This is a genomic window from Actinomadura flavalba DSM 45200 (assembly GCF_000374305.1).
In the GTDB taxonomy this organism is placed as follows: domain Bacteria; phylum Actinomycetota; class Actinomycetes; order Streptosporangiales; family Streptosporangiaceae; genus Spirillospora; species Spirillospora flavalba.
This window is the reverse complement of the sequence record NZ_KB894094.1, coordinates 462,027-478,976: the sequence shown is the minus strand read 5'-3', so window position 1 is coordinate 478,976 and position 16,950 is coordinate 462,027. Positions and strand designations below refer to the sequence as shown.

Below are 16,950 nucleotides of genomic sequence, written 5' to 3'. Positions count from 1 at the left end.
GGCGCTGCGTGTCGGGCGGCGCTGCGTGTCGGGCGGCGCTGCGTGTCGGGCGGCGCTGCGTGTCGGGCGGCGCTGCGTGTCGGGCGATGGGATTCTCAACGGCCGCTCGGTTCGACGGGTGGCGTTGGCCGAGGTCACGCAGATGGGGCGGGGCGTGCCGGTGTGGGGGAGGTGGGCGGTTCGTTGAGAGTGCCGTTGTTCGTCCGTGCGGGGACGTACGCTGCGGTGCATGAGGGAACGTCCGTTGCGGTTCACGCCTCGCCGGGACGCGGGGCTCTACGCGTATGAGCGCGCCCTGGCGCACGGCGGCTTCACCACGGTCGCCGGGGTCGACGAGGCCGGTCGGGGTGCGTGCGCGGGTCCGCTGGTGGTGGGCGCGGCGATCCTTCCCCCGGGGCGCCGCGGCGCGATCGAGGGCCTGATGGACTCCAAGCTCCTCACACCCGCCCGGCGCGAGCGCGTCTACGACGAGATCATGGCGAAGGCCGTGGCGTGGAGCGCGATCGTGATCCCCGGCCACGACATCGACCGCATCGGCGTCCACCGTTGCAACATCACGGGCATGCGCCGGGCGCTGGTCGCGCTGGACCGGCGCCCCGACTACGTCCTCAGCGACGGCTTCCGCGTGCCCGGCGTGGACGTGCCGAGTCTCGCCGTCATCAAGGGCGACCGGGTCGCGGCGTGCGTGGCCGCCGCATCGGTGATCGCCAAGGTCACCCGCGACCGCATCATGACCGGGCTCCACGAGCGCTACCCCGCGTACGGTTTCGACGTCCACAAGGGATATGTGACGCGCGAACACGCCGCGGCCCTGGCACACCACGGCCCGTGCGCCGAGCATCGCTTCTCTTACGTCAATGTCGGCCGCGCCTTGCGTAAGAATGGGGAGGTGGCCTCGGGGGAGGGGACGAGCGGGGTCTCCGACGCGGGCCGGACGGAAGGGGCACACGCGTGAGCGCCGAAGATCTCGAAAAGTACGAAACCGAAATGGAGCTCCAGCTCTACCGCGAGTACCGCGACGTCGTCGGCCTCTTCACCTACGTCGTCGAGACCGAACGCCGCTTCTACCTCACGAACTCGGTCGACCTCCAGGTCCGCGACACCTCCAACGGCGAAGTCTTCTTCGAACTCACCATGCAAGACGCCTGGGTCTGGGACATGTACCGCCCAGCCCGCTTCGTCAAAAACGTCCGCGTAGTAACCTTCAAAGACGTAAACGTAGAAGAAATAGCCAAAACCGACTTCGAACTCCCCTCCACCTAACCCACCCCAACCCCGCCCACGCACCCACTCAAATCCCAGACAAACCACCACCCATCCACGCACCGCCTACCCGCGCGCCCATCCACGCGGCCCTCACCCGCGCACCGCCTACCCGCGCGCCCATCCACGCGGCCCTCACCCGCGCACCGCCTACCCGCGCGCCGCCCATCGACGCGCCGCCCATCCACGCACCGCCCATCGACGTGCCGCTCACCCGCGCGCCGCCCATCCGCGCCCGCCATCACTTTGCATCCGCGCGCCGTATGTCGTACGTCGTGCACCTCGCATTTGGTGAACCTGGCAACAAGCGCGTCGCGTACGTCGCGCAGTGCCCGCCCAGTGCGCGGCCCTCGCAGGCCCGAGCACTTCGTGCACCGCTCACTTAGAGCACGCCACCTCCTCTGCATCGCTCATCACCGCCCGCCGCCCTCGCCCGCCGCGCCTAGCGCCTAGCGCATCGCGCATCGCACCGTGTACCGCGCGCCTCGCACCGTGTACCGCGCGCCTCGCACCGTGTACCGCGCGCCTCGCACCGCGCGCCTGGTGCGCCTGACACCAGGTGCGCCGCGCACCGGGTGCTGTGCGCGCCAGGTGCGCCGCCCCCTGTCGGCTCGCCCACCTCGTACACCGCTCACACAGAGCACGGCATCTACCTCCGCACCGTGCATCGGGCGCGTCGACCCCACGTGCAGTGCCCACCAGGTGCGCGGCCCGCCGCAGACTTGTCCGCCTCGTGCACCACTTCCCTGCCTAGGCGGCACGCTGTCAACGCGCATCGTGCCTCTCGCGCAGCCCGCGCAACGCACGCCGGATGCGCCGCTACCGCGCACCCAACGCGCCCGCGCATCATGCGCTTTGCGCGTGGTGCGCCCGGTGGCAGGGGCGTCGCGCACCTTGCGTAGACACCCGCCCATCGACATCCGCGCGATCTTCGCGACGCTGTTCGGCGGCGTCGCGCACCCTGCAGAGGCGCCCGCCCCCGCTTACTGCGTGGTCTTTTACTTGATAACCGGCCGCATGGGCACGCGGCCGCATGGGCACGCGGGCATGTGGGGCGCGTGGGCATGCGGGCGCAGTGGGCGCCTATCCGTTTCGCGAGATCATTGGGGCCTCCCCGTTGACGGTCGTGGAGGGGCGTTCTGAGTTCTGAGCGGACTGGGTGCACCGATTTGGTGCATTTGCGGGCTCCTTTCTGGTGCTGCACGTTCCTGGGGTGGTGGGGCCGCGCCCGGTCCCGGCCGTGCGCGGGCGGCTGTCGGCGCCGTGCTGCCTGCCGCGTTCAGATCGGCGCCGATGTCCTGGAGGTCGGTGGCTGAGGTGTGTTGGTCGGCGACGATGGCGTAGGCGTTCCCTGGGGCGTGGTCAGGTGGGGCGTTTGGCGGCGGGGGTTAGGCGCCAGCCGGAGGTGGTGCGTTCGGTGAAGCCGCCGGCGGCGAGGAGGCCGAGTTTGGCCGTGACGGTCGAGGGATCGAGGCCGGTGTTCGCCGCGAGCTGGGAGGGCCCTGCCGCGCCACGGGCGGGGATTGCTTCCAGGACCGCCCTCGTGGTCGCGTCGAGCCGATCGCGGGGCAGGACGGGGTCACGCGGGGGAGGGGCCAGGTCGGCGCCGAGGCGGCCGACCGCCTCGATGACCTCGGCGGGACGGGTGACCACGAGCGCGGGCGGGTGTTCGCGCAGAAGACGGTGGCATCCCTCGGAGAGCCGTGAGGTCACCGGCCCCGGTACCGCCATCACTTCCCGGCCGAGCCGCTGTGCCCACTTCGCCGTGCTCAGCGCGCCGCTGCGCCACTCCGCCTCCACCACGACGGTCCCTCGGGTGAGCGCCGCGATGACCCGGTTGCGAACCAGGAATCGAGACCGGTGCGGATGCACGCCCGGCGGCGACTCGCTGACGAGCAGACTCCGCCGGGAGAGCTCGGCGAACAGCGCCTCGTTCTGCGGCGGATACGCGACGTCCACGCCGTTCGCCAGAACGGCGATGGTGGGACCGTCGGCGGCGAGCGCTCCCCGATGCGCGGCGGCGTCGATGCCGATCGCGCCGCCCGACACGACCGTCCACCGGCTGTCGGCGAGCTCGGCGGCCAGGTCGGCGGCCACCCGGAGCCCGTAGGGCGTCGCGTTGCGCGCGCCGACCACCGCCACCGACCGCAGGCAGGCGTTGCGCAGGTCGTCGGGCCCGCGCAGCCACAACGCGTACGGACGTTCGTCACCGAGATCGTCGAGCGTCGTGGGCCAGCCGCTCTCACCCGGACACAGCAGGCGCACCCCCAGCCGCTCGGCCACGGCCAGATCCTCTGCGGCGTCCACCGTCCGCAAACGCACCTGCCACCGCCGCAGCCGCACAGCCGCCCGCTTCAGCTCCTGTCCGTTCAGTCCCAGCTCCGCCGGAACCTCCCCGCACCGCACGACCCCGATCGCTCCGACGGCCCCGTAGGTCTGGATGAGCCGATTGACCAACCGATCGCCCGGCTCCGCGAGCGCGGTGAACGTAGCGAGTGCCCCGACCTCACCGTCACCCTCGCCCCGCATCCCTGCGACACCCCGAATGTCCTCGACCCGGCCTCGATGCGCACTCCGACCCCCAGATGCCGGGACCATGGCCAGCGAACCGGCCCCTACCTCGTCGTCCGACGAACGGGCCACTACCTCGTCGTCCTCCATTCGCTGCGAGGTGCCCTGCCCATACTCCGCTCGGTCGTGATGAGCGCCCCGATGAGGCGAAGTGTGCGCGCTCGCCTCCACAGGCGCGGCCAGGGAGGCGCCCTCGATGCCGCTTGCGCTACCGGAGTCGTCAGGCCCCTGCACAGTGGTCAGACCGTGCTCCGTCTGGTGGGCTTGCGGGGCCTGGCATGCGGCAGCGGACGTTAGTACGGAGGCGGCGCGTGCGCTCACCTTCGTGTCCGGCGCGGTGCTCGCGCCATGCGTGACCGGCGCACTCCGCTGTGCCCGGTCGGGTTCGTCGTTCCCACGGGTGGTTGCGACGTGCGTAGGCATGCCGCCGCTCATCGAGCTGTGCAAGGTCGCCGCCAGCCCTGCGTCAGCGGTCCTCTCGGGTCCTGCTATCCGCCCGAGCGGCTCGTTCGGCGGGTTGGAGTGCGGCGTGTGGCGTGCGGCCCCGTGAACGGCGAGCTTGGTCGGTCGTTCTTCGGACGCGGGCGGCTCGTCGATGGCATGCATGGTGGTGGCCTTCCGGGTGTGGTGGCGGGCGTCGGGGTCGGTGTTCATGAGCGTTTTCCCGTCCAGAGGGCGAGGGCGCCGCCGATGTCGTCGGCGCCGGGTTCGTCGTGGGCGCCGAGGTCGGCCAGGGTCCAGGCGACGCGTAGAACGCGGTCCAGGCCACGAGCGCTGAGGAAGCCCAGGTGCAATGCGTCGTCGACGGGGCCCATGGCGTCCGCCGGCGGAGTGAAGCGGCGGCGGAGCTCGGGACCGGGGATCTCGGAGTTGGAACGCCACGGAGTGTCCTTGAGACGGCGTCTTGTGCGTTCCCGGGCGGCGGCGACCCGCTCGGCGACGACCGCGCTCGACTCGGCGAACTCCAGGTCGTAGCGGAGTTCGGCGCGGCTGGCGGGCGCCAGTTCGAGCTTCAGGTCGATGCGGTCGAGCAGCGGCCCGGAGAGCCGCGACAGGTACTTGCGGCGCATCCCGGGAGCGCACGAGCAGTCGACGCTCTTGGCCGCCGCGCACGGGCACGGATTCGCCGCGAGCACGAGCGTGAAGCGGGCCGGGAACCTGGCCGTACCCTCGGCCCGCGAGATCCGCACCTCGCCCTCTTCGAGCGGCTGCCGCAGCGCGTCCAGCGCCCCGTTGTGGAACTCGGGCGCCTCGTCCATGAAGAGGATGCCGCGATGGGCCAGCGAGATCGCCCCGGGGCGCAGGACGCGGCCCGAGCCCCCGCCCGCCAGCGCAGCGCGCGTCGCGGTGTGGTGCGGCGCGTGGAAGGGAGGGCGTGTGATGAGCGGCCGTCCGGTCGGCAGCGTTCCGGCGACGGAATGGATGGCCGTCACCTCTAGGGCGGCCTCCGGGTCCAACGGGGGCAGCAGGGTGGGCAGTCGTTCCGCGAGCATGGTCTTCCCGCATCCGGGAGGGCCGGCGAAGAAGAGGTGGTGCCCGCCCGCTGCGCTGATCTCCAGGGCTCGACGTCCCTCGGCCTGCCCGCGCACGTCCGCCAGGTCGAGTTCGTCGAGGCGGTCGTGGACGTGGGCGGTGCCGTTGTCGGGCAGGACGCGTGCCGGTTCGGGTTCGTCGTCTCCGGGCGGGGGCGGCTCGTCGCGCAGCAGTGCGAGCAACCCGCGCAGCGTCGCCGCGCCGATGACCTTCACGCCGGGGACGAGCGCGGCCTCCGTCTCGTTGGCGCGCGGGACGACGACCGTCCCGCATCCGGCATTCGCGGCGGCGAGCACGGCGGGCAGCACACCGGGAATGCCGCGCACGCGTCCGTCCAGCCCAAGCTCGCCGATGATGACGAGGTCGTCGCAGACGCGGGGCGGCACCGTCTCGGCGGCGGCCAGTAAGGCGACCGCGATGGCGAGATCGAAGATCGAGCCCTTCTTCGGCAGGCTCGCCGGGAACAGGGAGACCGTGACGTGGCGGTTGGGCCAGTCCTCGCCGGAGTTGTAGATCGCGGCGCGGACGCGGTCGCGGGCCTCGCTGAGCGCAGCGTCGGGCAGTCCGACCAGGTGCAGGCCGGGAATGCCGCTGGTGATGGCGGCCTCGACACCGACGACGAAGCCGTCGACGCCCACGAGGGAGACCGAGTGCGTACGGGCGAGCGTCATGTCAGCACACCTCCCGCAGGTGCGCGACCGTGAAGCCGTCCGCACGGACGGCGAGGCCGAGCACGTCGACGCGCACGCGGTCACCTCGCACTCCCCGCCCCGCCGACCAGCGCAGCGCCAGCCTCCGCAGCCGGGCGGCCTTCGCCGGAGTGACAGCCTCCGCTGGATGGCCGTACGCGGCGCTGCGCCGCGTCTTCACCTCGCAGACGACGAATCCGCGCCCGTCGTGGGCCACGATGTCGAGTTCGCCTTCGGGGCAGCGCCAGTTGCGGTCGATCACGCGCCAGCCGAGACCGCGCAGATAGTCGGCGGCGGCGTCTTCGCCGCGAGCGCCGAGCCTCTGTGCGTTGTTCTGGGATGTCATCCGTTCCACCTCCGCAACCGAGCGTGCTCGGCCGGCGACATCGCGGAAAGTAAAGTCTCGGCCTGTGGATAACGCCCCGGTCGGGCATGCCACCCTCCCGGCGGCGATAGGCCAGCACAGCGAGGCGTTTCCGGCCGCGCACGTTCTGGGCGAGCAGTGCGGCGACCGCGCGAAGCCCCTGCACGACACAGGGCCGGGTGCCGCCGCGTGCAGCGCCGGAATGCGCGCGATGTCTGGAAGGCGCTGATCCTTCTCGGCGTACCAGCCGTTCGGACGGGCGCGAACTCTTCGGGGTGAGGCGGCGGCCCCAGAACGCTGCGAGGACAGGGACGCAGCGAGCGCCTGTACATGGCGAGCGGCAAGACGTGGCGAAGGCTTGGACGTCGTGACGGCATGGCCGTCGCGAAGATGTACGCGGTGAGGGCATGCCTCCGGCGACGACATCGACGCAGACACTGCTGGAGCAGCGGTGAGGCTGCCTGTCGTGGTTGCGTTCGCGTCGGGCCGTGCAGCACCGTGGGTCATGTGACGAGTGACGAGACCGCGCCGCTGAAGGACGTGCTCCCGGAATTCGAGGAGTACCTGCGGGGCGAGCGCGACGTCTCGCCGCACACGTTGCGGGCCTACCTCGGTGATCTGCGAGATCTGTCGTCCTACATGGGGATGATCGGGCTCGGCGGGCCCGGGGAACTGGACGTCACCGTTCTGCGGGCCTGGCTTGCGCGTCAGCACGCGCTCGGACGCACGCGGGCCACGCTCGCCCGCCGGACGGCCGCCGCGCGGGTCTTCACGGCCTACCTGTACCGGTGCGGACGCCTCGCGGACGACCCAGGCGCGCTCCTCGGCACGCCTCGGCAGACGCGTGACCTCCCGACCGTGCTCTCCCAGGACCACGCCGCACGTCTGCTGGACACGCTGGAAGGCGAGACCCCGCTCGACATGCGCGACCTCGCGGTCCTGGAACTGCTCTACGCTACGGGCGTGCGCGTCAGTGAACTGTGCGGACTGGACGTGGACGATCTGGACGGAGGCAGGCGCACCGTCCGTGTGCTGGGCAAAGGCGGGCGTGAGCGCACCGTCCCGGTCGGGGAGCCCGCGATGCGGGCGGCCGACCGCTGGCTGCGCAGCGGCCGTCCGGAACTGGCGACCGAGGAGAGCGGTTCCGCGTTGCTGCTCGGCGCACGCGGTGGACGGCTGCATCCGACGACCGCGCGCCGCATCGTGCACGCCCGCATCGCCGCCGCCGGTGAGATGCCTGACGTGGCGCCGCACGGACTGCGGCACTCGGCGGCGACCCACCTGCTGGAGGGCGGCGCCGACCTGCGCGGAGTCCAAGAGATCCTCGGACACGCGTCGCTGCGCACGACGCAGCTCTACACGCACGTCTCGGCCGAACGGCTGAGACATGAGCACCGCCGGGCCCATCCGCGTGGAGGCGACTGATCAAAGCGACACAACCAAGCGACACAGCGTGAGCATCGCCGCGTTCAGCTCTCACCGCGTTCAGCTCTCACCGCGTTCAGTCCTCACCGCGTTCAGCTTCCGCCGGGTTCCGTTCCGGCCGGTTCCCTTCCCAGGGTCCTGAGCACGTCGGCTTCTGCTCGCGTCGCGCGCTGATCACGCCGTGTCCTGATCACGCTGTGTCCTGGTTACATCGCGTCCTCACCACGCCGCGTCCTGGTAATGCCGAGTCTTGATCGTGCCGGGCCCGGCCTCTCCCGCGTCCGCTCGCGCTGGGTGTCGTTGTAGCCGATCCACGCGTCGTGTTCATGTTCGTCGTAGTTCGCGCTCCCGGTTCAGGTCGATCACGTCGGCCGGTGTTCTGCGCCGGGCGCGCAGGCGCGTCTGGCGCCAGGCGAAGAGGGCCGCGAAAGAGAGGACGGCGCCGGTAAGGGCACCGCCCGCCGCCGTGGCGGTCTCGCGCGGGCCGATCGACGAGGCCAGGACGCGCGGTGGCTCGGACGGCTCCACCACCCGCTGCGCGGGCGCGGCGGGCGGCCACAGGGGCAGTAGCCGGACCGGGCGCTGGACGAGACGAAGCGGGTCAAGGTAGACGGTGCCCTGACGCAAGCCCCAGTGCAGGCAAGCCTGCGGGCAGTGCGGCGTCGCCGGACTCTCCAGCACGCCGATCTTCGTCCCGGCGGCGACCTCGGCTCCCGTCGGCAGTGCTGGACGGACGGGCAGATAGGTCGTGCGCAGAGCGCCGTGGTCGAGCGAGATCACGCTTCGCCCGGCGAGAAGCCCCGCGTAGGCGACGCGTCCGGCCCCTGCCGCACGCACGGTCTGGCCCGGACGCGCGGCCAGATCGACGCCGCGATGGCCAGGGCCCCAGGGCACGGCCGGTGGGGCGAACGCGCGGACGACCGGTGGAGGCGGGGGCCCGAGCGGCCAGCGCCACTCATCGGGCGCCGGTGCGGGCGAACCGGTGAGCGCGAGGACGAGAGGAAGCGTCGAAACAGTCATGGGTCCAGCGTGGCCTGCCAGGACATGGCCACGCGGCCCCTGGCCGGGGCTGTGGATAACTTTCTCGGACGGCCCGGTGGCAGGCCGATCAGGAGGTCCGCAACCCCCCTGGGGACCCCCTTGATTCAATTCTCCCGCAGTCGGGCCACCTCGTGCGGGCCGAGCCGCAGCCTGTGGATAACCCTGCTCCAGCCGCCCCGGACTGCGTTGATTCCACGTCGGCGGCCTTCATCCCATAGAATCGGTGAACGGTCGCGCGGGCGCACGCTCTCGCGGCCGAATTCACGCGCTCGCACGCCACCGCCGTCCTCGTGACCGGTGGGGCGGCGCCTCTCGGTCCGTCGTTCGCGGCGGTGGGGCGCCGTCAGGGCGCAGACATCAACCAAATCGCCCGTCAAGCGACGCGGGCACAGAACCCAGGAGGACGACCATGGCACCCGTGGTCACCATGCGCCAGCTCCTTGAGAGCGGCGTTCACTTCGGCCACCAGACGCGCCGCTGGAACCCGAAGATGAAGCGCTTCATTCTCACCGAGCGCAACGGCATCTACATCATCGACCTCCAGCAGTCGCTGTCCTACATCGACCGCGCCTTCGAGTTCGTCAAGGCGACGGTCGCGCACGGCGGCACGATCCTGTTCGTCGGCACGAAGAAGCAGGCGCAGGAGGCCATCGCCGAGCAGGCGGCGCGGGTCGGGATGCCCTACGTCAACCAGCGCTGGCTGGGCGGCATGCTCACCAACTTCTCCACGGTGCACAAGCGCCTCACCCGGCTCAAGGAGCTGGAGGAGATCAACTACGACGACGTGGCCGGCTCCGGCATGACCAAGAAGGAGCTGCTCGGCCTGCGTCGCGAGAAGGACAAGCTGGAGCGCACCCTCGGCGGTATCCGCGACATGGCGAAGGTTCCCAGCGCCGTGTGGATCGTGGACACCAAGAAGGAGCACATCGCGGTCAACGAGGCCAAGAAGCTCGGCATCCCGGTCGTCGCGATCCTCGACACCAACTGCGACCCGGACGAGGTCGACTACCCGATCCCGGGTAACGACGACGCCATCCGCAGCGTCAGCATGCTGACCCGCGTCGTCGCCGACGCCGTCGCCGACGGTCTCATCGCCCGCTCCGGCGCCGCCGGCGGCGACGAGAAGCCCGCCGAGCGGGCCGCCGGCGAGCCCCTTCCCGAGTGGGAGCGCGAGCTGCTGGAGAGCAAGGAGCAGGACGCCGCCGCTCCGGCCGAGGCCCCCGCCGCCGAGGCCGAGGCCGAGGCTCCCGCCGCTGACGCTCCGGCCGAGGCCGACGCTCCGGCCGAGGAGGCTCCGGCCGAGGCTGAGGCCGAGGCCGTGGCCGCCACCGAGGCCAAGGACGGCGAGACCGACAAGTCCTGACGACGTGCGGCCCCCGGGGCAGGCGCACACGCCGCCCCGGGGGCCCTGTCGCGTCCAGTCTTCCCACCACACAGAGACGAAAGAGCGATGGCTGACTTCACCGCCGCCGATGTCAAGCGGCTCCGCGAGCTCACCGGCTCCGGCATGATGGCCTGTAAGAACGCCCTGGTCGAGGCCGAGGGCGACTTCGACAAGGCCGTCGAGATCCTGCGCCTCAAGGGCGCCAAGGACGTCGGCAAGCGCGCCGAGCGCACCGCCGCCAACGGCCTCGTCGCCGAGCACTTCCAGGGCACCGGCGACGGCGCGCTGCTGGAGATCAAGTGCGAGACCGACTTCGTCGCCAAGAACGCCGAGTTCATCGCGCTCGCCGACCGCATCGTCACGTTCGCCGCGCAGAGCGGTGCGCAGGACGCCGAGGCCGTGGCCGCCGCCGAGATCGAGCCGGGCAAGACCGTCGACGCGCTGGTCCAGGAGAACAGTGCCAAGATCGGCGAGAAGCTCGAACTCGGCCGCTTCGCCCACTTCACGGGCGCCTACGTGGCGAGCTACCTGCACAAGTCCGACCCGTCGCTGCCGCCGACCACCGGCGTGCTCGTCGAGCTGGACGCCGAGAACCCCCAGGTCGCCAAGGACATCGCGCAGCAGATCGCCGCGATGTCCCCGAAGTACCTCACCCGCGACGAGATCCCCGCCGAGGCGATCGAAAAGGAGCGGGCGCTCGCCGAGCAGCTCACCCGCGACGAGGGCAAGCCCGAGCAGGCGATCCCGAAGATCGTCGAGGGCCGCGTCAACGCCTACTTCCGCGACTTCGTCCTGCTGGAGCAGGCGTTCGTGAAGGAGCCGAAGAAGACCATCGCCAAGGTCCTCGACGAGGCCGGCGTCAAGGTCGTGCGCTTCGCCCGCTTCAAGGTCGGCCAGGCGTAGGTTCCCGGATTCAGGGGACCAGAGATTCCACGACGCAACGAGGAGGCCGCCGACGTGCCGGAGAAGACCATGACTGACACGGCGGCGGCCTCGTCGCCCGCCCAGCACGCGCCGCGTGGGGGCTGGCGACGTGTGCTGCTCAAACTGTCCGGCGAGGCGTTCGCCGGCGGCGACCCGCTGGGCATCGACCCCGAGGTCGTCCAGCACGTGGCCGAGGCCATCGCCGCGGCCGTGCAGGACGGCGTCGAGGTGGCGGTGGTGTGCGGCGGCGGCAACATGTTCCGCGGCGCCCAGCTCGCCGAGCGCGGTATGGACCGCGGCCGCGGCGACTACATGGGCATGATCGGGACGGTCATCAACTGCCTGGCCCTCCAGGATTTCCTGGAGAAGCTCGGGCTCGACACCCGCGTCCAGACCGCCATCACGATGAGCCAGGTCGCCGAACCGTACATTCCGCGCCGCGCCATCCGGCACCTGGAGAAGGGCCGTGTCGTGATCTTCGGCGCGGGCCTGGGCCAGCCGTTCTTCTCCACCGACACCACCGCCGCCCAGCGCGCGCTGGAGATCGGTGCCGAGGCCGTCCTGAAGGCGACCCAGGTCGACGGTGTCTACGACGCCGACCCGCGCAAGAATCCCGACGCGGTCAAGTTCGACCGTTTGGATTACGGTGAGGTTCTACAGCGGGGACTGAAGGTCATGGACGCCACGGCCATCAGCCTCTGCATGGACAATGCCCTGCCGATCGTCGTCTTCGATCTGATGGGTCAGGGCAACATCGTCCGGGCGGTCCGGGGTGAGAAGATCGGCACGCTGGTCAGCCCGGCCGACGGCTGACGTACGACGGGCCACCGACAGAACGGCCGACTAGCTGAACCGGGAGTCGAAGTGATCGACGAGACCCTCCTCGAAGCCGAGGAGAAGATGGAGAAGGCCGTCGCGGTCGCCAAGGAGGACTTCCAGGCCATCCGCACCGGGCGCGTCACCCCCGCGATGTTCAACAAGATCACCGCGGAGTACTACGGCACCCCCACGCCGATCAACCAGCTCGCCTCGTTCACGCTGCCCGAGCCGCGCATGGTCATCGTCCAGGTCTTCGACAAGTCGTCGATGTCCGCGGTCGAGCGCGCCATTCGCGACAGTGACCTCGGCGTGAACCCCACCAACGACGGCAACGTCATCCGCGTCGTCTTCCCGGACCTGTCCGAGGAGCGCAGGCGCGAGTTCATCAAGGTGGCGGGCGGCAAGGCGGAGGATGCCAAGATCTCCATCCGCAACGTCCGCCGCCGCAGCAAGGACGCCCTGGAGAAGCTCGCCAAGGACGGCGACGCCGGGGAGGACGAGGTCCGCCGTGCGGAGAAGGAGCTCGACGACGCCACGAGCAGGTACGTGGCGCAGATCGACGAGCTCCTTGAGCACAAGAAGGCCGAACTGCTCGAGGTCTGATGGAACGCGACGAAGCCGGGGAACCCGAGGGTTCCCCGGAGGTGCCGCCCGGCGCTCCCCCCGCCGCCGTGGGTGTTCCGGTCACGAAGCGGGCGGGCCGCAACCTCCCCGTCGCGATCGGTGTGGGGCTGCTGCTCGGCGGCCTTGTCCTGGGCTCGCTCTACACCGTCAAGGAGATCTTCCTTGGCGTCATGATCCTGTTCCTGATGCTCGGTACGCGCGAGTTCATCGGTGCTTTCCGTAACCGCGACATCCGCGTCCCCGAGATCCCGGTTCTGGCCGGGATGCTCATCGCACCGATCGCCGGATACGTGGGCGGCGCCGACGCGCTCGTGGCGGCGGTGGCCCTGACCGTGTTCGCGGTGCTGGTCCTGCGGTTGCCTGGCGGTTCGGACGGTTACGTTCGCGACGTCAACGCCGGGGTGTTCATCACCGGTTACCTGGTGCTGATGGGCGGCGTGGTCGCGTTGCTGCTGCGGCCCGACGACGGCGATCACCGCATCGTCGTGTTCATCGCGGTCACGGTCGCCAGTGACATCGGGGGGTTCTTCGCCGGGTCGTTCCTCGGCCGGCACAAGCTCGCGCCGACGATCAGCCCCAAGAAGACCTGGGAGGGCGTGACCGGCTCGGCACTGGCGTGCATGGCGGCCGGCGGCTGGCTGGTGTGGGAACTGCTGGACGGTCAGGTCTGGCAGGGCGTGCTCGTCGGTCTGGCGGTGGTCGTCAGCGCGACCGTCGGCGACCTGGTCGAGTCGATGATCAAGCGCGATCTCGGCATCAAGGACATGGGGACGCTGCTGCCCGAGCACGGCGGCGTCATGGACCGACTGGACTCGCTCGTGGCGACGGCGCCGGTGGTGTGGCTGCTGCTCGCCCTGTTCGTCCCGGTCTGATCCACGCTAGGACGGCCGCGGACCCGCCGGGTCCGCGGCCGTCGGCGTCTCAGGAGACGACCCAGGACCGGCCCTGGTGGGCGAGCCGCCGGACCAGCGCGTCCGAGCCCTCGCTCTTGGCGTACTGGTGCTCCTCGCCGGTGATGGGGACGAGCCACAGCCAGCGCACGGGATCGCCGTCCACGCTGAATCCGGTCAGGCCGGGCGGGACGGGACCGGCGAGGCGGCTCGGGTCGTCGAGTAGCAGGACGCCCTGCCAGGGCGCGTCGCCGCTGCCGAGCGGGAACGTGTGCGCCTCGTGGTACCACTTGACGACGTCGCCGGGGGCGAACCAGGTCACCGAGCGCCAGGGGTACTGGGCCAGCCACGGGAAGATGCTGCCCGCGCGCTGGCTGGGCAGCGCGGTGGCGACGGCGAGTTCGACGCGGGCGTAGGGCGCGACGTCGTCCTCGTACAGTTCGATCGTGGGCATCCGCTGGCGGCTCATGCCGATGGTGCTGAGCACCGCGTAGTCGCGGTCGGCGGCGGCGGGACGTTCGGAGACACCGACGGTCGGGCGGGTGCCCCGGCGGCCGGTGAGCTGGCCGCCGACGTCGTGCCAGTAGTGCCCGCCGGGGCCGAGGCGCTGGAGCAGATGACCGAGGACGGACTGCTGGAAGGCGGGCCAGGCGTCCTCGGCGTCGTGCCGCCGCCAGTGGTCGCGGGCGGCGTCGATGCGCTCGCCGAACTCGGCGATCTCGTCGCGGAGCGGGAACGCGAAGGGGCTCTGCTCGGCGGCGTCGCGGCTGTATCCGGGAATGCCGCGGGCCATGTCGGACCAGCCGGGGATGACGAACAGCGCCTCGCCGGCCTCCAGGACGGCGACGCCGTCGCCCTCCTCGAACCAGACGATGTCGAGGTCGGTGGGTTCGAGCGGTCCGCGCCCGGCCCGGGTGCGGACGTGCGTGGCGGGCAGCAGCGGAGCGGCGCCCGCGTCCATCCGCGCCCGGTCGAGCGCGGCGGGCGCGTCGCGGTGGTTGGCGACCCAGACGGCGCCGACGACCGTGCCGCGCGGATCGCGGAGCGTTGCGGAGGTGACGACGCCGTCGCACTCGATGACGAGCCTGCGGCTCCCGTACGGGCTGCTCTCGGCCCGGACGACCTCGGCGGTGCCCCGGCGCGCCGAAGCGGACCCCCTGCGCAATACCGACATGATCGAGACCTTAGCCCGCGGTTCAAGGTCATGCGCCCGAACGCGCGTCCGTATGCGTGACCTGGCCCGGATCGGCCCCGCACCATGGGAAGGATGGCGTGGAACGTGGTGGTTTGCGGGGCTCGTCGGTTCCGCTCGCGATGGACGAGGCACGCACCGACGTTTGCGACACTGGAGACACCATGTCTGCCATCACCGAACACGCCGACGACCCGGGCCGACCGACGCAGGCCGCCGAGACGGCGGCGGGGACGGACGCCGAGGCGGCCGGAGGCGCCAGGACGCCCGCCAAGCTCGTCTTCGCCGCACCGCGCCGGGCCAAGCCGCCGCGCCACCTCGCCGACCTCACCGCGCAGGAGCGCCGCGCCGCCGTCGCCGAGCTGGGGGAGAAGCCGTTCCGCGCCGACCAGCTCTCACGGCACTACTTCGGCAGGCTGGTGAACGACCCCGCGCAGATGACCGACCTTCCCGCCGCCGTGCGCGACCGGCTCGCCGCCGAGCTGCTGCCGTCGCTGCTGACGCCCGTCCGCGAGCTGGCGTGCGACGGTGGCGCCACGCTGAAGACCGTCTGGAAGGCGTTCGACGGGGTGCTGTTCGAGTCGGTGCTGATGCGCTACCCCGACCGGGCGACGATGTGCGTGTCCTCCCAGGCCGGATGCGGTATGAACTGCCCGTTCTGCGCGACCGGTCAGGCGGGGCTCACCCGCAACCTGTCGACGGCGGAGATCGTCGAGCAGGTGGCGGCGGGCGCCCGTGCCATGGCGTCGGGGCGGGTGCCGGGCGGGCCGGGGCGCGTGTCGAACATCGTGTTCATGGGCATGGGCGAGCCGCTGGCGAACTACAAGGCCGTGATCGGGGCGGTGCGGCGCATCACCGACCCCGCTCCCGCCGGGCTCGGCATCTCGCAGCGCTCGGTGACGGTCTCGACGGTCGGGCTCGTACCGGCGATCGACAAACTCGCCGCCGAGGACATGTCCGTACGGCTCGCCGTCTCGCTGCACGCTCCCGACGACGAACTCCGCGACGAACTCGTCCCGATCAACAACCGCTGGAAGGTCTCGGAGGTCCTGGACTCCGCCTGGGCGTACGCCGAGCGCAGCGGCCGGCGCGTGTCGATCGAGTACGCGCTGATCAAGGACGTCAACGACCAGGCGTGGCGCGGCGACATGCTGGGCCGGCTGCTGCGCGGCCACCTGGTGCACGTCAACCTCATACCGCTGAACCCGACGCCGGGCTCCAAGTGGACGGCGTCCCGGCCGCAGGACGAGCGCGAGTTCGTGCGGCGGCTGGAGGCGCACGGCGTCGCGGTCACCGTCCGGGACACCCGCGGCCGGGAGATCGACGGCGCGTGCGGGCAGCTCGCCGCCTCGGTCTGAGGCGTCCAGCGGGTGGCCGCATCCGGCCGGAGAAAAACGACGGCGGATGCCGCGAATTTCGTCAGCATCGGCTCATCGGCCGGATTCGACGCAGGCCAGACGTGGGCGGCTCGGGCGTCGCCGTCGCGGGGGCGGCCGGGTCCTCGTCGGGCTCCGGCGCGGTTTTTCGTCGGCGGGGCGCTTGCCGTTGGCACTTCGCGACTGTTAGTGAAGCCTATTTTGGAAACGCGTTCTGAGAACGACGAGAACGCTTGCGGGGTTCTTGCCCGGGCGGTCAGGCTGTTGCCGCCGCCCAGGCCGGCGGCCGTGCGCGAGGGCGGGGGCGCCGCGTTTTTCAGCCGAATCCTCTGGAGAACCCGATGACGCCGATCGCCAACAAGCACCTGCCCGTCGCCCTGCGCGGATACGACCGCGTCCAGGTGGACGACCTGCTGGGCAGGATCTCCCGGGCGCTGGACGGCCGCGACGGGATGAACGCGGACGCCGTGCGCGCGGCGCGGTTCGACGTGGTGGTCCGTGGTTACGATCGTGTCGCCGTCGACGATCTGCTCGCCGAATGCGTGCGCGAACTGCGGGGGCCCGAGGAGGACGGGGCGGTTCCGGCGGTGCATGCCGACTGGCTGGTGCGGTGGATTCAGAGCGTGCAGTTCACCGGGTCGCGGTTGCGGCTCGGATACGACGTGCGGGACGTCGATGCCTTCCTGGACCGGGTGATCGGCGGCCTGCGCGGTGAGGCGCCGCAGGTGTCGTCGCGGGACGTGCGGGAGTGCACGTTCGCGTGCGTGCGGCTCGGGCCCAGTTACGACGAGCGCGAGGTCGACGAGTTCCTGCGCCAGCTCGCCGACGCTCTCGACCGGAGCTGACCTCGGCGCG

16 protein-coding genes are annotated in these 16,950 nt (G+C 71.2%); 11 read left to right on the top strand and 5 right to left on the bottom strand.

Annotation, left to right across the window (positions count from 1 at the left end):
- The 3 genes from C229_RS34905 to C229_RS0111715 form a co-directional block, all read left to right on the top strand.
- Positions 1–187, top strand: a 187-nt coding sequence (locus C229_RS34905; RefSeq protein WP_205624464.1) for a hypothetical protein, incomplete at its 5' end; no start/stop codon positions are given.
- Positions 188–229: 42 nt separating this feature from the next.
- Entirely contained in the window at positions 230–955 is a 726-nt protein-coding gene (locus tag C229_RS0111720) for a ribonuclease HII (RefSeq protein WP_033424234.1), read from the top strand.
- Complete coding sequence (locus tag C229_RS0111715) at positions 952–1,263, top strand: DUF2469 domain-containing protein (RefSeq protein ID WP_018655270.1); 312 nt, start codon at positions 952–954, stop codon at positions 1,261–1,263. Before C229_RS0111720 ends, C229_RS0111715 begins: the two co-directional genes overlap by 4 nt.
- Positions 1,264–2,625: 1,362 nt before the next feature.
- Here C229_RS0111715 and dprA read toward each other — a convergent pair.
- The 3 genes from dprA to C229_RS0111700 are packed head-to-tail and all read right to left on the bottom strand — an operon-like array spanning position 2,626 to position 6,402.
- Positions 2,626–4,488 (bottom strand): DNA-processing protein DprA, encoded by a 1,863-nt coding sequence (gene dprA / locus C229_RS35965; RefSeq protein ID WP_338029157.1) that lies wholly within the window; start codon positions 4,486–4,488, stop codon positions 2,626–2,628.
- Complete coding sequence (locus C229_RS0111705) at positions 4,485–6,038, bottom strand: YifB family Mg chelatase-like AAA ATPase (protein WP_018655268.1); 1,554 nt, start codon at positions 6,036–6,038, stop codon at positions 4,485–4,487. Before C229_RS0111705 ends, dprA begins: the two co-directional genes overlap by 4 nt.
- 1 nt (position 6,039) lies before the next feature.
- Positions 6,040–6,402 carry a YraN family protein gene (locus C229_RS0111700; RefSeq protein ID WP_018655267.1) on the bottom strand — a complete coding sequence of 121 codons (363 nt, stop codon included), beginning with the start codon at positions 6,400–6,402 and terminating at the stop codon, positions 6,040–6,042.
- Positions 6,403–6,927: 525 nt separating this feature from the next.
- Between C229_RS0111700 and C229_RS0111695 the strand changes: the two genes are divergently transcribed.
- Positions 6,928–7,845 (top strand): tyrosine recombinase XerC, encoded by a 918-nt coding sequence (locus tag C229_RS0111695; protein ID WP_018655266.1) that lies wholly within the window; start codon positions 6,928–6,930, stop codon positions 7,843–7,845.
- A 324-nt stretch (positions 7,846–8,169) separates the two neighbouring features.
- On the opposite strand, the gene C229_RS30290 is transcribed toward C229_RS0111695, so the two are convergent.
- On the bottom strand, positions 8,170–8,865 hold the full coding sequence (locus C229_RS30290) for a M23 family metallopeptidase (RefSeq protein ID WP_081639836.1): 696 nt from the start codon (positions 8,863–8,865) through the stop codon (positions 8,170–8,172).
- Between the two features lie 430 nt (positions 8,866–9,295).
- Between C229_RS30290 and rpsB the strand changes: the two genes are divergently transcribed.
- From rpsB to C229_RS0111665, 5 genes are all read left to right on the top strand, one after another.
- Positions 9,296–10,249 carry a 30S ribosomal protein S2 gene (gene rpsB, locus C229_RS0111685; RefSeq protein ID WP_018655264.1) on the top strand — a complete coding sequence of 318 codons (954 nt, stop codon included), beginning with the start codon at positions 9,296–9,298 and terminating at the stop codon, positions 10,247–10,249.
- 87 nt (positions 10,250–10,336) lie between these two features.
- The gene (tsf, locus tag C229_RS0111680) at positions 10,337–11,173 is read left to right on the top strand and encodes a translation elongation factor Ts (RefSeq protein WP_018655263.1); all 837 of its coding nucleotides are present in this window, start codon (positions 10,337–10,339) and stop codon (positions 11,171–11,173) included.
- 69 nt (positions 11,174–11,242) lie between these two features.
- Positions 11,243–12,007 (top strand): UMP kinase, encoded by a 765-nt coding sequence (gene pyrH / locus C229_RS0111675; protein WP_026313680.1) that lies wholly within the window; start codon positions 11,243–11,245, stop codon positions 12,005–12,007.
- Between the two features lie 51 nt (positions 12,008–12,058).
- Positions 12,059–12,616, top strand: coding sequence for a ribosome recycling factor (gene frr, locus C229_RS0111670; protein ID WP_018655261.1), 558 nt, complete (start codon positions 12,059–12,061; stop codon positions 12,614–12,616).
- Positions 12,616–13,509 (top strand): phosphatidate cytidylyltransferase, encoded by an 894-nt coding sequence (locus tag C229_RS0111665; protein ID WP_018655260.1) that lies wholly within the window; start codon positions 12,616–12,618, stop codon positions 13,507–13,509. Before frr ends, C229_RS0111665 begins: the two co-directional genes overlap by 1 nt.
- Before the next feature lie 49 nt (positions 13,510–13,558).
- Here the strand turns inward: C229_RS0111665 and C229_RS0111660 are convergent, their stop codons facing one another.
- A complete protein-coding gene (locus C229_RS0111660; RefSeq protein WP_051108940.1) occupies positions 13,559–14,701 on the bottom strand; it encodes a suppressor of fused domain protein in 1,143 nt (380 codons plus the stop codon).
- 182 nt (positions 14,702–14,883) lie between these two features.
- Here C229_RS0111660 and rlmN point away from each other — a divergent pair, with 182 nt between their 5' ends.
- Positions 14,884–16,077, top strand: a complete 1,194-nt coding sequence (gene rlmN / locus C229_RS0111655; RefSeq protein ID WP_018655258.1) for a dual-specificity RNA methyltransferase RlmN — start codon at positions 14,884–14,886, stop codon at positions 16,075–16,077.
- A gap of 359 nt (positions 16,078–16,436) precedes the next feature.
- Positions 16,437–16,940, top strand: a complete 504-nt coding sequence (locus C229_RS30285) for a DivIVA domain-containing protein (RefSeq protein WP_018655257.1) — start codon at positions 16,437–16,439, stop codon at positions 16,938–16,940.
- The last annotated feature ends 10 nt before the right edge of the window (positions 16,941–16,950 follow it).

What these genes read in the sequence shown, in the direction of transcription:
- C229_RS0111720 (WP_033424234.1), top strand. Translation starts at nt 230, where the DNA reads ATGAGGGAACGTCCGTTGCGGTTCACGCCTCGCCGGGACGCGGGGCTC.
- dprA (WP_338029157.1), bottom strand. Translation starts at nt 4,488, where the DNA reads ATGAACACCGACCCCGACGCCCGCCACCACACCCGGAAGGCCACCACC.
- C229_RS0111705 (WP_018655268.1), bottom strand. Translation starts at nt 6,038, where the DNA reads ATGACGCTCGCCCGTACGCACTCGGTCTCCCTCGTGGGCGTCGACGGC.
- C229_RS0111700 (WP_018655267.1), bottom strand. Translation starts at nt 6,402, where the DNA reads ATGACATCCCAGAACAACGCACAGAGGCTCGGCGCTCGCGGCGAAGAC.
- C229_RS30290 (WP_081639836.1), bottom strand. Translation starts at nt 8,865, where the DNA reads ATGACTGTTTCGACGCTTCCTCTCGTCCTCGCGCTCACCGGTTCGCCC.
- rpsB (WP_018655264.1), top strand. Translation starts at nt 9,296, where the DNA reads ATGGCACCCGTGGTCACCATGCGCCAGCTCCTTGAGAGCGGCGTTCAC.
- tsf (WP_018655263.1), top strand. Translation starts at nt 10,337, where the DNA reads ATGGCTGACTTCACCGCCGCCGATGTCAAGCGGCTCCGCGAGCTCACC.
- pyrH (WP_026313680.1), top strand. Translation starts at nt 11,243, where the DNA reads ATGACTGACACGGCGGCGGCCTCGTCGCCCGCCCAGCACGCGCCGCGT.
- C229_RS0111665 (WP_018655260.1), top strand. Translation starts at nt 12,616, where the DNA reads ATGGAACGCGACGAAGCCGGGGAACCCGAGGGTTCCCCGGAGGTGCCG.
- C229_RS0111660 (WP_051108940.1), bottom strand. Translation starts at nt 14,701, where the DNA reads ATGTCGGTATTGCGCAGGGGGTCCGCTTCGGCGCGCCGGGGCACCGCC.
- rlmN (WP_018655258.1), top strand. Translation starts at nt 14,884, where the DNA reads ATGTCTGCCATCACCGAACACGCCGACGACCCGGGCCGACCGACGCAG.
- C229_RS30285 (WP_018655257.1), top strand. Translation starts at nt 16,437, where the DNA reads ATGACGCCGATCGCCAACAAGCACCTGCCCGTCGCCCTGCGCGGATAC.